This window comes from Hymenobacter mellowenesis (assembly GCF_030581005.1).
Lineage (GTDB): Bacteria > Bacteroidota > Bacteroidia > Cytophagales > Hymenobacteraceae > Hymenobacter > Hymenobacter mellowenesis.
Genome location: NZ_JAUQSX010000016.1, coordinates 49,203 through 67,110 on the forward strand (window position 1 = coordinate 49,203; position 17,908 = coordinate 67,110).

The 17,908-nt window shown below is 63.6% G+C and carries 11 protein-coding genes; 4 read left to right on the forward strand and 7 right to left on the reverse strand.

The genetic code is table 11. The features are described from left to right. Window positions 1-36: 36 nt before the first annotated feature. Both Q5H92_RS23445 and Q5H92_RS23450 read right to left on the reverse strand, forming a co-directional pair. Entirely contained in the window at window positions 37-726 is a 690-nt protein-coding gene (locus Q5H92_RS23445) for a hypothetical protein (protein ID WP_305014005.1), read from the reverse strand. A gap of 130 nt (window positions 727-856) precedes the next feature. Next, entirely contained in the window at window positions 857-7,057 is a 6,201-nt protein-coding gene (locus tag Q5H92_RS23450; protein WP_305014006.1) for an alpha-2-macroglobulin family protein, read from the reverse strand. A 202-nt stretch (window positions 7,058-7,259) separates the two neighbouring features. Here Q5H92_RS23450 and Q5H92_RS23455 point away from each other — a divergent pair, with 202 nt between their 5' ends. Next, the gene (locus Q5H92_RS23455) at window positions 7,260-8,072 is read left to right on the forward strand and encodes an outer membrane beta-barrel protein (protein WP_305014007.1); all 813 of its coding nucleotides are present in this window, start codon (window positions 7,260-7,262) and stop codon (window positions 8,070-8,072) included. 10 nt (window positions 8,073-8,082) lie between these two features. Here Q5H92_RS23455 and Q5H92_RS23460 read toward each other — a convergent pair whose 3' ends face one another. Then, a complete protein-coding gene (locus tag Q5H92_RS23460) occupies window positions 8,083-8,682 on the reverse strand; it encodes a DinB family protein (protein ID WP_305014008.1) in 600 nt (199 codons plus the stop codon). 116 nt (window positions 8,683-8,798) lie between these two features. Here Q5H92_RS23460 and Q5H92_RS23465 point away from each other — a divergent pair, with 116 nt between their 5' ends. After that, window positions 8,799-9,776: a hypothetical protein gene (locus tag Q5H92_RS23465; RefSeq protein WP_305014009.1), complete on the forward strand. Its 978-nt coding sequence runs from the start codon at window positions 8,799-8,801 to the stop codon at window positions 9,774-9,776. Between the two features lie 161 nt (window positions 9,777-9,937). Here the strand turns inward: Q5H92_RS23465 and Q5H92_RS23470 are convergent, their stop codons facing one another. Beyond that, a complete protein-coding gene (locus Q5H92_RS23470) occupies window positions 9,938-11,134 on the reverse strand; it encodes a hypothetical protein (protein ID WP_305014010.1) in 1,197 nt (398 codons plus the stop codon). A 158-nt stretch (window positions 11,135-11,292) separates the two neighbouring features. Between Q5H92_RS23470 and Q5H92_RS23475 the strand changes: the two genes are divergently transcribed. Then, the gene (locus Q5H92_RS23475) at window positions 11,293-11,487 is read left to right on the forward strand and encodes a cold-shock protein (protein ID WP_305014011.1); all 195 of its coding nucleotides are present in this window, start codon (window positions 11,293-11,295) and stop codon (window positions 11,485-11,487) included. Window positions 11,488-11,647: 160 nt separating this feature from the next. On the opposite strand, the gene Q5H92_RS23480 is transcribed toward Q5H92_RS23475, so the two are convergent. Both Q5H92_RS23480 and Q5H92_RS23485 read right to left on the reverse strand, forming a co-directional pair. Beyond that, complete coding sequence (locus Q5H92_RS23480; protein WP_305014012.1) at window positions 11,648-12,139, reverse strand: gliding motility lipoprotein GldH; 492 nt, start codon at window positions 12,137-12,139, stop codon at window positions 11,648-11,650. A 37-nt stretch (window positions 12,140-12,176) separates the two neighbouring features. Further along, window positions 12,177-13,937 carry a PSP1 domain-containing protein gene (locus tag Q5H92_RS23485; RefSeq protein WP_305014013.1) on the reverse strand — a complete coding sequence of 587 codons (1,761 nt, stop codon included), beginning with the start codon at window positions 13,935-13,937 and terminating at the stop codon, window positions 12,177-12,179. A 510-nt stretch (window positions 13,938-14,447) separates the two neighbouring features. Here Q5H92_RS23485 and Q5H92_RS23490 point away from each other — a divergent pair. Then, complete coding sequence (locus Q5H92_RS23490) at window positions 14,448-15,137, forward strand: M57 family metalloprotease (protein WP_305014014.1); 690 nt, start codon at window positions 14,448-14,450, stop codon at window positions 15,135-15,137. Window positions 15,138-15,221: 84 nt separating this feature from the next. Here Q5H92_RS23490 and Q5H92_RS23495 read toward each other — a convergent pair whose 3' ends face one another. Then, a complete protein-coding gene (locus Q5H92_RS23495; protein WP_305014015.1) occupies window positions 15,222-17,855 on the reverse strand; it encodes a S8 family serine peptidase in 2,634 nt (877 codons plus the stop codon). Between the last annotated feature and the right edge of the window lie 53 nt (window positions 17,856-17,908).

Consider the following 17,908-nt stretch of genomic DNA (forward strand, 5'->3'; position numbering starts at 1 on the left):
GTCGGGCGTTTCTGTTTGGCGGCCTGAGCTACCGGCTTAGCGGCGGTGCTTCTTCGATTTGCTCTTCGACTTGGAAGGGGTGCTTTTCTTCGAAGAAGACTTGTGCGAAGCGCTTTTCTTGGATGAGGACGAAGCCTTGGCTTTGCTGCTCTTGCTCTTCGACTTGCTCGACTTCGAATGTGACTCCGATTTGGCTTTGGATTTCGACTTGCTCGACTTCGATTTGCTGCTGCTGTGCGAAGAAGATTTCTTCGACTTCGCCTTGCTGGACTTGCTGCTGTGCGACGACGACTTGTGCGACTTCGACTTGCTGTGGCGGGCGGCGCGGCGGGCCTCGGCGCGGGCTTCGGCTCGGGCCTCTGCGCGAGCTTCGGCGCGGGCCTCCTCGCGGCGGGCGGCGGCCCGGCGGGCAGCGCGGGCTTCGGCGTGGCTGGCTTCGTAGCTGCGGGCGGTGCGGGCCGTCACGGCAGCCGATTCGTCGGTGGCTTCGGAGTAGTGGGCAGAAGCGTCGGACTCAGGGGCAGCGGTATTGTCGTCGGCAACTTTGGGGGCCTCGGTCACGATTTTCTTGCGCCGCACCGGCATCAGAAAATCACGTTCGGCACGCTCGCGGAGGCTCAGATTTTCTTCGCCGGGGAGCTTCGTGACGGGCGTTTGCTTCTCGTTTTGGGCTTGGGCACTGCTCCACGTGAGCACGGCCAAAAGGACTACTAACAGATGCTTCATGAACGAATATTATAAATCCAACAGAAGACAAATCTACACGCTGCCCCGTTTAAATGCAAGGCCAAAGTGGTTTTAAACGCTATAGAGGCCATTTCTGAGGCCCAGCGGCCTATTTTACCCCGATGAGCGGCTACCGCGCCACCCGCAGCCGCCCCCCGGCCGAATGGGCCCCAAACTCGGGCGCGTACAGGCACTGCGCCTGGCTAAGGCCGCCCGAAAAGTCGCCGGCCTGACTGGCCCGCAAGCGGTATTCGAAGACGTGGGTACCGCGCGGCATTTCGCTTAGGAAGAAGTTGGTGGCGGCGTCGCGCGGGCTTTCATAGTAGCCCAGGCCGTTCTGGTAGCGGTAGCCGCTGGTCTGGCCGATGGGCTCCAGGCCGGCTGCGCGCTGGTCTTTGAGGTGCACGTATTCGAGGGCGCGGTCGGTGCGGAGCACGAGGCGCACCACCAGCGCATCGCCGATTTTCAGGGGCGACGTGGGCGTGAGCTTTTCCAGCACCGGGCCACCGGCCGTGCGGGTTTCGCGGTAGAACTCGCGCTCCAGGCTGAGCGGCGTGGCGGCAGCCGTCACCTTGTCGAGGTCTTCGAAATACTGCCAGTAGAGCGCGCCCCAGGCCACGCCCGCGTCGGGCTTCGTCACCGTCACTTTGCCTTGGACCGGCTGCACCTCAGCGGCGGGCCAACTGGTTTTGAAGTAGCCGGTGCCGGCTTGCGCGGCTTCGGGCTTGATGGGCTGCCCGCCCACAGTGATTTGCAGGGGCTGGGCGGGCATCAGCCAGTCGGAGCCGCGCAGCAGCAGGGCATAGCAGGCATCGGCGGTGGCGCGGGTGCTTTCCCAACTGTGCGTCTGCTTCTGCTTGAGCAGCCAGAGCTTCATCTCGTCCACCGACTTTTGGTCGTTTTTGACTTCATCGAAGGCTTCGATGAGGGTAGCCTGGGTTTCGGTGGGGGCTTCGCGCCAGTAGTAGCCGCCGCGTACTTCCTTCCAGTACATGCCCAATTCGGGCGAGTGCAGGGCGTTTTCGGAGAGGCCGCGCAGAATTTCGGCGGCGGGCGCGGCTTGCTTTTGGCGGTTCAGCGCCAGGGCAATCTGGGCTTGCAGGTAGCGCGTTTGGGCGGGCCAGTACTTGGCCGCTTGCTCGCGGTAGTAAGCGAAGGCCGCTTTAGCGGCGGGCGTTTCGGGCAGCAGGGGCCAGAAGCTACGGGCGTAGAGGGCCTGAATCTGCTCGTCGCCGAGGTGGTTGTCGGCCAGCTTCACGCCTTTCTGCCGGCGCAGCTCAGCGTAGTCGCGGGCCAGACCAGCTTCGAGGTAGCCCACGGCACTGGCCAGGATATCGCCCGCGCGGGCGTCCTGGCTGGCATCAAAGGCACCCAGCTTTTTCAGCTTGCCGAAGCCGGCCACGATGAGCTGGGTGATGTACCGGTCGTCGGGCATGCGCTCAAACCACGGGAAGGCCCCGCTGGGCAGCTGCATCTTTTGCAGCTTGAGCAGGGCGCGGCTGGTTTCGCCGGCCAAGCGGGTTTCATCGAACAGCTCGGTGAGGCGGGCCAGTCGCTCAGTTTCGCCCTGGGCGTCGCGTACCCACGGCGTTTCCTGCAGCAGCAGGTTTTTCAGCTCCTGGTTCTGGGCCAGCTTGCTGCTGAGGGCGTTTTTCTGGGCGGCGGTGCCGCTTTGCGCCTGGCGCTTCCACTCGGCCAGCACGGTTTTGAAGCGCGGGTTGGCTTTGAGAATCTGGGCGGCCAGCAGGTTGGCGTAGAGGCGGCTGAAGGTTTGCTCGGAGCACTCGTAGGGGTACTCCATCAGGTAGGGCAAGCTCTGCACGGCGTACCAAGCGGGGTTGGCCGTCATTTCCAGCGTTAGGCTGTAGTTGCGCCGCGTGGGGCTGCTGGTACTCGTGAGCTTGCTCAGCTCAAACGTGCGCGTGCCGGGCCCCACGATGGGCAGCGGCAGGCTCTCGGTGAGCAGAATGCGGTTGGGGAGAACGGGGAGAGTGTTTTCCTCGCCGTCGGAGTAGCTAGTTGTTGGTTGTTGGTTGTCAGTTGTCAGACCTTTCTTCTTTTTGCCTTTCTTCGTGTCACCTGCGCTAACAACTGACAACGAAGAACTAACAACGACCCGATACGTCACCGCGGCCGGCGCGAAGTCATTCGGAATACTGATTTCCCAGCCCAGCGCGGCGCTTTGGTGCGCAGCGGCCGATACAGACTGTTGCGCCGGGCCCTTCAGCAGCTGGCTGGTGAGGTCCTGGCCGGTGGCGGCGTCGAGCAGAAAGAGTTGGGCGGTGCCGCTGGTGGCGTGGTCGGTCAGGTTCGAGAACTTGGCGGGGAAGGTGAAGGTGTCGCCCTGCCGCAGGAAGCGCGGCGCGTTGGGCGTAATCTGGATTTCCTTTTGGGTGACGAGCTGGCGGGCCAGCTGGCCGCTGTGCAGGTTCTGGTCGTGGGCCAGGGCCAGCAGCTGCCAGCGCGTCACGGCCTCGGGCATCTGAAATTCGAGTACCACGTCGCCGTTCTTGTCGGTGTGCAGAGCAGGCATCCAGAAGGCCGTTTCGCGGAAATCGGTGCGGGTGGGCACGGCAGTGAGGTCGGGCTTATTTACTTGGCTAACAAGACCTGCTTCAGACTCTTGATTCATATTAATATAGCCCGAGCCCTGGCTTCTTACTGATTTGTCAGACATTGCTGCCGAGGCCATTGGTGCTGGGGCCGCCATCATCATATCTGCATCCATTCTCATGACTGCGTTTCCGCGCACTGTCACTCGGCTCACCGATTTTTCTTTTAGTTCTTCCTGGTCAGGCACTTCTTCCGCATAGCTGTCCCATATTTTCAGCATGGGATAACGAACCGGCGTATCAAATTCCATCACTCCGTCTCCAAACAGTCGGTCCGAATTCACCTCCTCAAAATTCCCCTGCCACCCAAACCGCGCTGGATAATACGCCTGGCCCAAATCCAGTCCCATAAAGCTGTGGGACCGGAATAAGTCCAAGCTTTGGTCATACAGCGTGGCCAGCAGCTCGGCATCGGCCGCTTTGCCGTTGGCCTGATGGATGCTCACGCGCCAGGTTTCCTTCTGCCCCGGTTGCAGCTTGTCGCGGAAGGTGGCAATGCTGAGTTGCAACGGCTGGGGCTTCTCGGCCACCTGCACGGTGGCATCGTGGCGGTAGAGGCGACCGTCGCGTACTTGCAGCGTGTGGATGTAGAGCGGGCCCACGGCCGCTATCGGGCCGCTTTCGATGCTCAGGCGGCGCTGCTCGTTGGCGCGCAGCGTCAGCCATTCGGAGCGCAGCAGCTGGCCTTCGCGCTCCACTTCCAGCAGGATGCGGGCGTCGGTTTCGCTGCTACCCAGCAGCAGGGTGGCTGGCTGGCCGGGCGCCACGGTATCAGCTGGTTCTACAAACCAATCGGGCGTAGCGAAGGGTATGGTGGCCGCCTGCGAATCGTAGAGCGTGAAATCGTGCCGGGCCGTGTCGGTTTCGGCCGTGAAGGCTTCGAGGCGGTAGCGGCCGGTGGGCAGGGCGGCCAGCGCGGCTTGTAGGTCGAGCACCGGGCTGGCTTTGGTGTCAAAGGTCAGCGTTTTCACCAGCTCGGCGGGGGCCTCGTTGTCCTCGGTTTCGGGAGCCGGGCCGGGCACGCCGGGCGGGTTGGGGCGGTAGCGGCGGGCCAGCAGGCGCAGAGTGCCGGTGGCGGGCAGCGGCTCGCCGGTGGCGTTAGTGCTCAGCAAGCGGAAGATGGGTAGGTGCTGCTTGTCGGCCAGCTCGGGGCCGGTGAGCTGCAGGCTAAGCGGGTTGCGGCCGATGGACACGCTGCGGGTACCGGTGCGGGTTTCGCCGGCCGCGTCGGTCACGTCGGCCGTGATTTCGAACATGTAGCCGGGTTCCCAGCGGCGGCCGGTAGGCTTGGGCACCAACGGCGGCGTGAAGGTGATGCTGAACCGACCCTCAGCGTCGGTGGTGGCGGTGCCGTGGGCAATTTCCTGGCCGCCGCGGTTGGCGCCGGGCAGGTAGCGCCCGCGCCCACCGTAGCCGTAAAACAACGGGAACAGCTCGCGGCGCGTCACGCGGTAGCTCACCGCGGCGCCATCGGTGGCCTGCCCGGCGTAGGCCCGCGCCCGCCCGCCAATGGTGAGCGGCTGGCCCAGCGTCGGCCGGCCGGGCACTGAGTCGAGCGTTACCAAGAAGGTGGGCCGCTTGTAGTCTTCCACCGCGAAGCTGAGGCTGCCGTGGTCGGTGCGCAGCTGCATTTCGCCGTTCAGCAGGCCCGTGGGCAGCACCAGCGAGCCATTGAAGGAGCCAAAATCGGAAGTGGCGAAGGGCAGCGTTTGTACGGTCTGGCCGTTCACATCTATCAACTGCACGCTCACGGTTTCTTTTTTGAGCAGGCTGGCCTTGCCGCGCCGGCTTTCAGTGAGAATGCCTTTGAAATAAACTGTCTGGCCTGGCCGATAAATGGCCCGGTCGGTGAAGAGGAAGGTGTGGCGCTGGGCCTGGTCGGGTCGGCTGAGTTGGTAGTAGCCGTTGATGTTGGTCAGCTTTAGCGTATCGCGTCCACGCCAGATACGCACGGTGCTGATGCGGCTGCTGTAGTCAAGCGGGTCGGCCGTCGAGTTCTCCGGATTAAGTAAGGCTGTTTCGCCCGTGGCATTTGTCTGAGTAGCAGCGCCTACTTTGGTCACCGACTTATTGGTTTTCCGGTCGTAATACTGGTAAGTGGCCTGCGCCTGCACCCCGGCCAAGGGTTGCCCACTCTGACGTTGCAACACCAGCAGCTGAGCAGCTCCTGTAGCACCATCCCGCCGGTTTACCGCGCTCAGCTCGCTCGCCCCCACAAAGCCATAGCTGCTCACCGCACCGGCCCGCGCCTCCGTGGGCTTCGTGGCTTGGTTGCTGATGATGACCAAATAGTACCCGACAGGCAGCGCCGCGCCCGCCACCGGAAATTTCAACTCCCTATAGTCCTGCGGGTGCGCGGGCACGGGCACCGCCCAGGTAGCGGCCGGCGCGGCCCGCAAGGCGCGGGCATAGCGTTGCGCTACGGTGCGGTTTTTCTCGTCGTATTGCTTCGATTTCTCCCACTCTTTCAACGAAATGCGGTAGGCCCAGGCGTGCAGCCCGGTCACGTTGCGGGCCTTCAGGTCCAGCCGCCAGGGTTCGTTGGGAACGACGATTTCGGACGCTTCAAAGGCCACTTCCGGCTCTTCAATTTCCTCCCGCACCAATCGCGCCCGCGCTGCGCCGCGCGACTTTGGAAACCGCGCCTCGGCTTTTTTGACCCAATCCAGCGCGGCCACGTTACCACTCTCATTAGGCCGGCTGGTACGGATGGTTTCGGCCAAATCAACCATGAACTCCGTGCTGATTGGCAGGTCTTTGTAAGCCTCTATCATCCGCAGCAGCGCCGGCTCGTACTGGTCGTCCAGGGCGCCGTTGTCGGTGATGCTGTGCAGGTAGTCGAGGCGGCTCCGGTCCACGTCGGCCAGCGCGGCCGGGTTTTGCGCCGCCAGCGGCAGGCGTGCGGCCGTGAGGCGCTGCAACAAGCGCAGCGCATGAAACTGGCCGTTGAGCGAGTCGCCGGCCGGGGCCGTCAGCTTCAGCGCCGCAAATTCCTGCGCGGTACCAAACAGCTTGGGCTCCGTAAGTTGGAATTGCTGCTCGGGCTTAGTGATGTATAGCTCCTGATTCTTCAGGCCCTCAATGGCGCGGTGGGCCAGCAGGTCGTAGAGGGTGGGGCGCAGGGCGCGGCCTTCGGCGTCGCCGGCCGTGGCCAGGTCGCCGAGCTGGGCCAACGTGGTTTGGAGCTGACGCTGGGGCTCGTCTTCCACCGATTGGTAGTAGTGCTGCACAATGGCTGTGCCCAGCCGGCCCATGTCCCAGGTGGCGAGGCCGGTGCCGCCGTCAGCGATTTTTTGGTCGCCGTCAGCCGTGGGCTGGGCGCCGGCCGTGCGCTGGTAGAGGCGGTAGCGGTTCTGGCTGAGGTAGTTGGTGTAGAGTTCGGCCAGCAGCGAGTGTAGGATGGGCCGGGCCGGAAAGGTGGCTGTTTTCAAGTCGCTTTCCAGTAAGGCAATGGCCTTTTCTTCGGCATCGTCCTCTTTGGCTTGCAGCAGCCGGATTTTGTAGAGCAGCGCCCGCACGTAGGCGGGGTCGTCGCCGGCCTTTTTGGCTTGCTGGTAGATGGCCTGCACCAGCGGCGCGGCCGTGGCGGTTTGGTTTTTGGCCAGCAGGGCGTCAATTTTCTTCCAGCGCGCCGCGTAGGGGCCGGTAGGCGGAGGCGAAGCAGAGTCGGCGCTGAAAAACATGGTCAGGAGCAGGCAGGCAAAGAGGAGGAAACGCATAAGCCGGAACAAGCACGAAGGCATGGTTGAGGTTATAAAGATGCCCCAAGTGGTTTTATTGCACACGCAGCATAATAGTGGCCCGGCTGGCCGAAGCACTCCGCCGTTTCGCGCCCCATGATGGTTCGCAAACTTCTGTAGATTTGCTTCGGCTGAGCGCCACAGCCAGCCGTGTTTCTACCCAACCCCAACCATTTTGGTTATGCTGAAAACGCTACTTTTTTCCGGTCTTCTGCTCGCGGGGCTGGTTTCGCGCGCGCAGGCGCAAGCGCAAGTCACGTTCGGCCCGCGCGTGGGTGCCAACCTGGCCACGGCCACGTTCAACACCCTGGAAACGACCGTCGCCCCGGGCACTTCCTACAACTATAGCAAGTCGTCCATCGTCGCCCCGCAAATTGGCCTGGTGCTCAACATGCAGTGGGATAAATGGGCCTTTCAGCCGGCCCTCTTGTTTTCGCAGCAGGGCGTGAAGCAGCAAGCCAGCGTCACGGCCGACTTTTTCGGCATCCAGCTGCGCGAGGATATAACGGCCACCTGCCGCGTCAACTACTTGGTGCTGCCGCTCAACGTGGTGTACACGCCGGGCGGCGACCACGGCCTCCAGTTCTTCGCGGGGCCGTATCTGGCGGTCGGGGTGGGCGGCAAAGCCAACTATACCATTAGCGTCAGCGGCTCCAGCCCCGGCCAGCCCGGCACCACGTTCAACGAATCGGAAAGCTCTTCCGTGGGCTTCGCCTTCGGCAATGAGTTTCCTGATTTCATGACCTCCACGGGCGGCGGCAGCGGCGGCACCGGCCTGGGCAGCAGCGAGGCCAGCGCCATGGCGCGCCGCTTCGATGCGGGCGTGGCGGCCGGCGTGGGCTACCGCGTGGGCCCTGTGCAGGCCCAGCTGGGCTACAGCTTTGGCCTGCTGAACGTTAACCCCGACTACCCGGCCAGCTACCAGATGCCCAACCAAGCCGGCACGCTTCGCAGCCTGCAGCTCACGGCCACTTACTTTTTATCCGGCAAATAGCGCCCTGGCGCTACGCCGCCGAAGCGCTGGCCCCCACCACACCATTGCCTTGCAGCACGGCTTCGGCCTGGGCCACGTGCCGCTGGATGTGCACCACCATGAACTCCAGCTGGTCGGTGAGGCGAAACAGCAGGAGCGGAAAAATAGCGTTGGGGATTCGCACGGCGTTGGCGTTTACCTGGCGGGCCAGCAGCACGAGGCGCAAAAGCTCGTCAATCTGGCGGCTGAAAACCTCGGCCACGGTGCGCGGCAGCCGGGTGCCGGTGGGGGCGTAGCGCTGGGGCGAGGTGTAGGCTTTCACGCTCACCGGCGCCCGCATGGCCTCAATAAACCGGCGGCCAATGTAGCCCTGCTTCACAAACGGCGCGGGCTTCGAGCCCCGGGCCTGGGCCTTGGCAATGCGGGCCGCAATGCTGGGCAAGTAGTAGCCGCCCACAATGTTGAGGTGCTCGAGGCACTGGCCGGCGCTCCAGCGGCTGGGGCTGGGGCGGCGGTTGAGTTCCTCGGCGCTCAGGGGGCGAAAACGCTGCTGCGCCACCACGCGCAGAACGAGCAGGTCGTTGGTTATTTGGTCAAAAAAATCAGCGGTGGCGCGAACGGCAGCAGGCATGGGCGCAGGGACTAACGAACCGTAAACATACAATTTAGCAACCGATTCCGCCTACTCGTCGGCATAATACCTCCGCCGTAGGGAGGCAATTGGCCGGCGTTCGGTATCTTGGCTGCATGGGAAAACACCGTTTTTTAATTCAGAGTGCCTTTGTGGCATTATTGGCCGCTCCGCTGGCCGGCGCCCGGGCCCAGGCCGTGCCCAATCCTGGCGAGCGGGTGGAAAGCCTCGTCACTTTCGGCGCGCAGTCGGACAAGCAGTGGGGCGACGACGATTTCAGCCAGACCTTCTTCTTTCTCATCCCTGAAAACCAGCGCACCCCCGTCTACATCCGCGTGTGGGACCCCGACTGCGGCGGCCAGAACGACGACCTGAAAGGCGCTGCCAACACCACCACGTCGTTCAGCCTCTACGGCGGCCCCAGCACCTTCAGCGGCCCCCAGGCGCGCGACCCGCGCCCCACCAACCCCAACCCCACCGGCCGCCTGCTCAAAAGCCAGACCTTTGGCAACGACGCCAAATACGATGGCAAGTGGTACACCTTTGGCCCGCTCAACCCCTTGGAGGGCGAACAGGTCGACGAATTCAAAGGCCGTGTCTTTAAGCTGGTGGCCCGCGGCCTCACCGGCAACGACGGCAACCTGTACCGCTACTTTTTCAGCACCAGCCCCACGGCGAATGTGTCGGTGGAGGGAGGCAACGCTTTTACTTACGAGTACTGCTTCCGGCTGCCGGCCACGGCCAGCAAAACCACGGTCCACCTCTACCCTTTCGTGAACGACAAGGTGGTGAGCATCAAGCAAAGCAACTTTGACGTGGACAACGCGGCCACGCTCAACGTGTTCAGCATCGCCAAAAACGGCCAGCCCGGCGCCATGAGCGGCGACGGCGAATGGACCAGCAGCACCCTGCCCATTGCCGACAAAGAGCACGGCCTCAGCCTCGATTTCCGCCTCACCTCCACCAAGCCCGCCCCCAACGACATGGTGATGTACGTGACCGACCAATACGATACGGCCCTCCCTTTCTTCGCCATCCCGCTCGGCGGGCAGCCTCGCTATCAATACGATATCAAGGTAAAGGTGCATCGGTAAAAGGTTGCCGTAGCGGCCTAAACAGAACGTCATGCCGAGCGTAGCCGAGGCATCTCGCGTGCAGCAGTAATCAAAATCTTTGACCGATTGAGTTACTACCACACGCGAGATGCTTCGGCTACGCTCAGCATGACGTTCTGTTTTTCAGGCATTCACCGCCCTTACTCGTCCTTTTCGCCGTCACGACCGGCGTTGCGGTTGGGGGCGCCGTGGTCGGCGGCATTGTCCTCGCCGGCGCGGTTTTCCTGACGGGCTTCCTGGCCGTAGTTCTGGGCGCGGTCTTCGGTGCGTTCCTCGCCTTTGGCTGGCGAGCCGGCGCGGCTGTTGGGCTGGCTGTCGTCGTACTGGTCGTTGTACGACCCGCCTTTCGAGCCGATTCCCTTGTTTTCGTCCCCCTTGTTGACCTCGGTGCTGTTGTAGCCGTTGCGGGCGTCGCCGGTGCTGGGGTTTGCGGTTTCGTTGGGCTGGTTGCGGCCCCGGTCGCCGTAGCCCTGGCCACTGGCGGAGTGCTGGCTGCCGGCTTCGGGGTTGGCGGTGCCGGCGGTGGCATTGGCGGGGCTGGCGGGCGCGGGCATGTAATCCTCGGTCTGGTTGCGGCGGTCGAGGCCGGCTGCATCGCCTTGCGGGGTGCTGCTTGCGGCCGACCGCAGCGACGTGTGGCCGTAATCGCTGGCGTAGCCGCTGTCGGTGCCTTTCGGCGAGCCGTTGTCGTTCGTGTCGGCGGTTTTCGCGCTGGGGTCCAGCGAAACGGTATTGCCGGCCTCGAAGCCGTATTCGGTGCGGGCATCGGGGCGCTGGTCGTGGCCGTCGTAGTCGCGGTAGGCATTGTCCTGCGGGCCGGGGGCGCCGGGGCCGCCATAGTATTTATCTTCGGCCGAGCTGCGGGGCTCGTAGTCGGCCAGCCGGTTCTGGTTGCCGAAGCCGCCGTGGGTGTTGCCGCCTTCGCCCTGCGCGCCGAACTCGCCACGAGCGGCGGCGCTGTCCTGGTTATCGCGGCGGGCCTGGTCGTTGAAGCTGTCCTGGGTGCTGTTGCTGAAATTACCGCCGTAAGCGCCTTCGGGTGCCAGGTCGGCAGGGTCGGCTTCTTTGTTTTCCTGCGGCTTCGGGTTGGCCTCCACGGCCCCCTCGCCCACGCTGGTTTCCGAATCGGCCAGCGACTCGCTCGACGCGGGCGCGGCCGGGCTGCTCACATCGGGGGTGGCATTGGAAGCTTTTTGCGACGCGGGCGGCCCGCCAGGCTGGCCCACCCCGGCGCCCGGTGCGGTGTGCTGCGTGGCGGTGTTGCCCACCGGTCCGTCGATGCGGTTGCCGGCGATGTCGTTGGGTTCGGTGTTCAGGTTCAATTGCTCGTTGTCCATGAGAGGGCTGGGGCGGGAATCGGTGAGGAATAAACTCTCTGGCTATACGCGCCGGTGCAGCCGCGGTTCAGCGTACCCATTTTACCTTTGCCCAAGCTGGGCCATCGGCGCAGCGTCGGGCTCCTCGACCGGCCATCCATTCTCATCACCCCACGCACATGCTCACCGGCACCGTTAAGTTTTTCAACGACACCAAAGGCTTCGGCTTCATCGTCGCCGACGATAACCAAGAAGAAATCTTTGTTCACCAAACCGGCCTCATCCACGAAATTCAGGAAGGCGACCGGGTACAATTCAACATCAAAGCCGGCAAAAAAGGCCCGAACGCCGTGGACGTCGCCCGTATTCAATAGGTATTGAATCGCGCTATAAATCGCGCAAAAAGAACGTCATGCGGAGCTTGTCGAAGCATCTCTACCGCAGCAGTAAACTTAATTACTTGCGCGGTAGAGATGCTTCGACAAGCTCCGCATGACGTTCTTTCGTTTTGAACATCTAGCCTACACCCCGGGCCTACTTCTTCTCCACGTGCTTCGTCACTTCCACGCCCATGGCCATGAGGCCGGGCAGTTGGTCCTGGCGCATGTATTGTTCAAGGGTGAGGGTGTAGTTGCCGGCTTTGGCAAAATGCTGCTTGGGTAGGGCCAGAAACTGGATGTCGTAGATGTCGCCGGTACCGCTGCCTTTGGGCTCGCCGGTTTTGGGGTCCATCAGCAGCATCTGGTGCAGGCCCGGCTGGCCCACCGGGCCGGCGGGACCGGTCAGGGTGTGCTTCACGTAGAGGTTATAGTAGCCGTAGGCCGAGGCGTGGCGCACGTTGAAATGCACGTCGTACACCGCCGTGGTGTCCTCAATGGCAAAGGTGAAAGAGGGCTTCTGCTGCACGTCCCAAGAGTTATTCGGGAAGTCGATGTTCTTCTCGAACACCCGGTTGGGGTCGCAGGCCGAAAGCACGCAAAGAAGCACGGCCACAATGGCCGCCCGGAAGGCAAAACGCTGGTTCATGCGAAGAATGAGCATTCAAAATCAATAAAGCCACTGTCTACGAACCCGCCGGTGCGGGCGCTGACGGGGCCGCGCCGCCCTCCCCGGCTGGGCCCCGGCCGCCGCGACGATTGCGCCCGCCACGGCCTTCGCGGCGCTCGCCACCGCTGCCCTCAGCGCGCGGCTCGGAGCCTTCGCGGCGGGGCCGGGACTCGCCGCCTTCGGCGTTGGGACGACGGTTGCGGCCGCCTTCGGGGCGCGGCTCGGAGCTGCCGGTGGGGGCAGCGCCGTCTTTAGCATTGGAGCGCGGGGCACCGTCGCGGCCCCGGCCGCCGCGGCGGTTGAGGGGGCGGGCGGCGGCACCGCGGCGGCCGCGCTGCTCGGGCGTATCGCCGAGGGCCGGCACCGTATTATCGGCGTCGCCGGGGCCGGGACTGGTCATTTGCTCGGGTGGGCGCGGGCCGCCGGGTGCGGCACCAGCCGGACGGCGGCCATCGCGCGGGGCGCGGCCTTCGCGGCCCTCGCGGGGTGGGCGGCCCTCCCGGTTTTCACGCGGCTCGCGGGCTTCGCGCGGCTGCTCGGCGCCTGGCTCCTGGGCGGCGCGGGGCTCACGCTCGGGGCGCGGAGCGCGGGGCTCGCGGCCTTCGCGCGGGGCGCGGGCTTCGGGGGCGTCGCCCTCCTTTTCGCCTTTGCCTTTTTTGCGTTTGCTGCGCTTGCTGCTCGATTTGATTTTGTCGTCGAGACGGTCCAAAGAACCCTCTACGATGGCCGAAACTTCGGGCTCGGGCGCTTCCTCGCGGGGTGGCAGCAGGCTTTCGATGATTTCGCCGCGCTTGTTCATTTCCAGCAGCTCTTTCACGCGGGCCGTGTCGAGCATCACCCAGTTGTTGTCGCCTTTGAAGGCAAACCACATGCGGCGGCGGAAGATGTCGGTTTTCTGCAAAAAGGCTTCGCCCTTGCTGGTTTTCAGCGGGCGCTGCACCTGCGGAATGTCCTTCAGCGCATCCAGATAGGCATCCAGCTCATAGTTGAGGCAGCACTTGAGGCGGCCGCACTGGCCGGCCAGCTTCTGCGGGTTGAGGCTCAGGTTCTGATAGCGGGCGGCGGTGGTACTCACCGTTTTAAAGTCCGTGAGCCATGTCGAGCAGCACAGCTCACGTCCGCAAATGCCGAGGCCGCCAATGCGGCCGGCTTCCTGCCGCAGCGAAATCTGGCGCATCTCCACGCGCACCCGAAACTCGTCGGCCAGGCGGCGGATGAGTTCGCGGAAGTCCACCCGGTCTTCGGCCGAGTAGTAGAACAGGGCGCGGGTACGGTCGGCCTGATACTCCACGTCGCTGAGCTTCATGCGCAGACGCAGCTCGCTCACCACGGCGCGGGCCCGGAACATGGTACCGGTTTCGAGGTCGCGCACGGCCTGCCAACGCTCCTCGTCGTCGGGAGTAGCAATGCGCAGGATATTGCGGATTTCCTTGGAGTCGGTGGGGATTTTCTTCTTGCGCATCTGCAGGCGCACCAGCTCGCCCTTGAGCGACACGTGGCCTAGGTGCCAGCCGGAGCCGGCGGCATCTACCACCACGGCATCGCCGGTCACGAGCGGCAGGCGCAGGTCGTTGCGCATAAATTCCTTGCGGCCGCCCTTGAAGCGAACTTCGACCATGTCGAACCCGGCAAATGAATCGGGCACCTCCACGTCCTGGAGCCAATCGAACACATTCATGCGGGTGCAGCCGCCGGAGCTGCAGCCGCCTTTGGAGCCGCAGCCTCCTACTTTGGTGGTGCCGCAGCCCCCACCGGTTGAACAAGTTGAGCAAGCCATGAGGCTGAGATTATATAGTTGAGGGAAAATGGCAGTAGCGCCTGGTTTTCCGCGAAAATTCGGTTCCTAGCAAAGATACACAAATAGCACAGGCGCTTCCGCCGGGGTATTGGGCCAAGACCAAGCCGCTCGCACGGCCGGCTTCGTTACCCTCGAACAGCTTCTTGCGCCTTTGTGAAGCGTGTAATTATTACAATAACTTATTAGACTGCTACTTATAAAATTTTGTCATTTTTCGCAATTAAAAAGCCTAAAAAAGCCTCTGCAATACCAATAAAATGGGTTTATGTTAAAATTATTTTAAAATTTCTGCTTAACCGTGATGCGATTCGCAATTGGCTCTCTATATATTCGCCCATTCTTCACCAAAACCTCACCCCAAAAAGTTCTATGAAAAACCTCAAACTTCTCTCCCTGCTCGCCCTAACCGGCGCAACTCTATCCCTTGCCTCGTGCAGCAAAAAAGAGGAAACGGCTGCCGCTGCCCCAGCGGCCGTTTCACAAGATACCATGGCTCAAATCAAAGCCTTGGGTTTCAGCACCTCCGACGTGAAAGCCGTGGACGGCGGCTACGTGGTGGAGGGCGACATGCTCTTGACTAATGAGCTGCTGGCCAGTGCCCCCGGCTACTCCACCCTCCGCGTGGGCGGCGAGGAGCAGTACCGCACCACCAACCTGGTGGGCAGCCTGCCGCGCGTACTCACCGTGAGCATCAGCAGCTCGTTTCCCTCGGCCTATGTGTCGGCCATCGACGAGGCCATCCGGCGCTACAACGCCGCTGGCCTGCGGGTAACCTTCCGCCGCGTGAGCTCGGGGGCCGAGATGCCAGTGAAGTACTCGTCGAACCTGGGCACGGGCGTGCTGGGCCAGTCGGGCGGTTTCCCCAGCGGCGGCAACCCCGCACCGGGCTTCACGCTGGTGCCGAATGTCATCAACAGCACCAACGTTAACTACATTGCCACCATCATGGCCCACGAGATGGGCCACTGCATCGGCATGCGCCACACCGACTATTACAACCGCGCCTACAGCTGCGGCGGCAGCGCCTCCAACGAAGGCGCCAGCTCGGTGGGCGCCATTCTCATTCCCGGCACGCCCTCGGCAGCCGAGCCCAATTCCTGGATGCTTGCCTGCGTGGGCAACGGCGTGAACCGGCCCTTCACCAGCAATGACCTCACGGCCCTGAACTACATCTACTAACTTCGGTTAGTGCTTCAAACAAAAAGCCCCGGCTCCTTCGAGTCGGGGCTTTTTGCTGTTTGGCCGCAGCCCAATCCGGCGGGCCTACTGAATAACAATCTTCAGCGTTTGGCCGGATTTGTTGTCCTGCTGCACCTGTAGCAGGTAAAGCCCGGGCTTCAGTCCAGTGGTTTCAATCAAATTGATAAGTCCTTCGGCGGTGGCTGTGCGCTGGAACCGGCCCAGCATGTCGTAGAGGCGGATGGTGACGGGGGCCGTGCTGTTGGCCACTACGGTGAGCGGGGCGCCGGCTTGCACGGGGTTGGGGTAGGCCTGAATGAGGCCGGCGCGGAGCAGGAATGCCTCCTCGGTATTGCTGTAGAATTGCTGCCCGGCCACGTTGTCGAGGCGCACGCGGTAGAGGTAGCGGCCGGCGGCCGGCGGCTGGTCGCTGAACGCAAACGTGGGGCTGGCAACCGGACTGATGGTTTGCACGGCCTCGAAGCTGCCATCGGGCCGCTGGCGCTCTAGCGTGGCCGATTTTAGGCGAAACACCGTGCCCAGCACTACATCGAACCGAATAGTCTCATCGACCAATTGGCGTGGCAGGAAGGAGCGGAAGTAGCACGCCGTGCCTTGGGTGGCGAAGTCGATGGTGGTGCCGGGCCGCACTATGGTGCCGCGCAGCTGCGGCGCCACGGCGTAGTAGCGCGTCTGGGCCATTTGGGCGCGGCTGAGAACCAGGGCCGTATCGACCACGGGCAGCCCCAATGGCACCAACGTGATAGCGCCCAACTGGTACACCTGGTAGCCGGTGGCGCCGGGCACGCGGCGCCATTGCAGCAGGGTTTCGTCGGGGCAGGTGTAGCCGACCCGCAGGGCTAGCGCGGGCGCAATGGCGAAGGTATCGGAAGGAAAATTCTGGCTGCCGACCACGAAACGCAACTGAGCCAGCGCGGTGGTATCGGGCACGGCCAAGGCGTAGCGGTTGGGCGCCAGCGGCACGGCGGGGCTCACCAGCCGCCATTGGGTGCGGCCCAGCGGGCGGTATTCGAGGCGGCCGGTGGCGGCAGCAAAGCCATTCCAGTGCCAGAGCAGCGTGGTGGACGCGCCGGGCGGCACGTTGCCGGGCGTGGGCGGGCGGTGCCATTCCAGCGTTACGGGGCTGTACTCGTAAGCCAGGCTAAAAGCCTGCGGCCCCTGCGGCACGGCAAAGCCCCGCACCTTCAGAAAACAGATGCCCGGCGCGGGCGCGGCCAGCGTGATTTGTTCCACGTTGTTGAGGTGGTCGGGGCGACGGCGGGCGGGCAGGGCCAGGGAATCGGCGCGCGGCGCGGTGCTCAAGCCCCACGGCAGCCAGCGCTGGGCGGCATTCCCATCCAACAGCTCCAGGTCGAGGTCGTTCACCAAGGCCTGACTGGCGTTGGCAGCCGCTTCGGGGTCGCTCCAGGCCAGGGTGATTTTGAGCTGTTGCTGGCCGGCGGGCACGACGATGGCAAATGTTTGTACGGAACCCTGCGTAGCGCTGCCATTGAAGAAACGCCCTTCGCGCACCGTGGCAAGGGCACCCACCGCGTCGGCCTGGCCAAAGCCGTTGATGAAGTCGACTTCGGGGCGGCCGAGGTCGTCGGCGCTGTTGAGCAGCACGGCTTTCACGAGGGCGGCGGGCGGCAGGCTGCCGCGCAGGTCGCGGTGGGCCTGCTGCACCAAAGCGCCGAGGCCCGATACCAGCGCGGCGGCCTCGGAGGAGCCGCCTTCGCCGTAAGCCACCAGCTCGGGCTTCACGCGGCCATCGTAGGCGGGGCCGCGCGAGCTCAGGGCTGCCACCTGGCCGCCGGGTTCGGTGGCACCCACGCTCAGGGTGTTTTTCGACATCTTGAACTGGCCGGTGAGGTTGGCCCAGCTGGCCAGACCCTGGTAGGTACCGCTGGGGCTGGCCGCCGTGCCCGAATTGCCAGACGAAAACACGTGCAGTAGCTGCGGGTACTGCTGGCACTGCCGGTCGTATTCCAGGGCTTCCACACCATAGTAATTCTCGATACCAACGCCGTAGGAGTGGTTTTGGATAGAAATTCCGGCTTGGGCGAGCTGCGGGCCGTCGTCGGGCAGCAGGCGGGCGAAGTCAGAAGTGGCCAAGCGCACTTCGCGGGCCACGCCGCGGCCCAGCGGGTCGGAGTTGCCAGCCCCGCCGACGAGCGTGGCCATGGCCGTGGCATGGTCGGATGCCGGGCCTGGAAAGGCGCCGGCCGCCACCACGCGGCCCTTGAAATCAATATCGTTGGGGTCGAAAGGCTGTTCTTTTACCGACACCGTGAGGCCCTGCCCGGTGAGTTGCGGGTAGCGGGCCTGGGCAGCGGTGAAGCCGTTGACCGACAAGTCGGAATTATTCAGACGGCGCTCTTCGTGGGCCCGGCGGTCGGGCACATCCACAAAATCAACCAACGGGCTGGCGGCTAGCTGGGCCAGCGCGGCGGCATCGAGGCCGGCCACGGTGAGGGTGCAGGGCGAGGTACTAGGCTGCGAAACCTGGGCATTAGGCAGGTGCTGATGCAGCCAAGCGCGAAAAGCGGCAGGGTCGGCCACGCGGACGCGCACGGTTTGCGGGGTGTTGCGGTTAGCGACTTGCAGGCCGGGAGCGAGCTTAGCGGGCAGCGCGCGCGGGGCGGTGCTCTGGGCCCACAGCAGCTCAGGTAGCAACAGCAGCGCCAGCAAAGACCAGCGCTTCGGGCAGTGGCTCATAAAATTTGTAATCGATGCAACTCAAAGGTATTCAAGCCTCACAGAAAACGCCC

Bases quoted from the DNA above. Each gene is read 5' to 3' on its own strand.
- Q5H92_RS23465 (WP_305014009.1), top strand. From the start codon at position 8,799: ATGGGAAAACACCGTTTTTTAATTCAGAGTGCCTTTGTGGCATTATTG.
- Q5H92_RS23495 (WP_305014015.1), bottom strand. From the start codon at position 17,855: ATGAGCCACTGCCCGAAGCGCTGGTCTTTGCTGGCGCTGCTGTTGCTA.
- Q5H92_RS23450 (WP_305014006.1), bottom strand. From the start codon at position 7,057: ATGCGTTTCCTCCTCTTTGCCTGCCTGCTCCTGACCATGTTTTTCAGC.
- Q5H92_RS23470 (WP_305014010.1), bottom strand. From the start codon at position 11,134: ATGGACAACGAGCAATTGAACCTGAACACCGAACCCAACGACATCGCC.
- Q5H92_RS23480 (WP_305014012.1), bottom strand. From the start codon at position 12,139: ATGAACCAGCGTTTTGCCTTCCGGGCGGCCATTGTGGCCGTGCTTCTT.
- Q5H92_RS23445 (WP_305014005.1), bottom strand. From the start codon at position 726: ATGAAGCATCTGTTAGTAGTCCTTTTGGCCGTGCTCACGTGGAGCAGT.
- Q5H92_RS23460 (WP_305014008.1), bottom strand. From the start codon at position 8,682: ATGCCTGCTGCCGTTCGCGCCACCGCTGATTTTTTTGACCAAATAACC.
- Q5H92_RS23455 (WP_305014007.1), top strand. From the start codon at position 7,260: ATGCTGAAAACGCTACTTTTTTCCGGTCTTCTGCTCGCGGGGCTGGTT.
- Q5H92_RS23475 (WP_305014011.1), top strand. From the start codon at position 11,293: ATGCTCACCGGCACCGTTAAGTTTTTCAACGACACCAAAGGCTTCGGC.
- Q5H92_RS23490 (WP_305014014.1), top strand. From the start codon at position 14,448: ATGGCTCAAATCAAAGCCTTGGGTTTCAGCACCTCCGACGTGAAAGCC.
- Q5H92_RS23485 (WP_305014013.1), bottom strand. From the start codon at position 13,937: ATGGCTTGCTCAACTTGTTCAACCGGTGGGGGCTGCGGCACCACCAAA.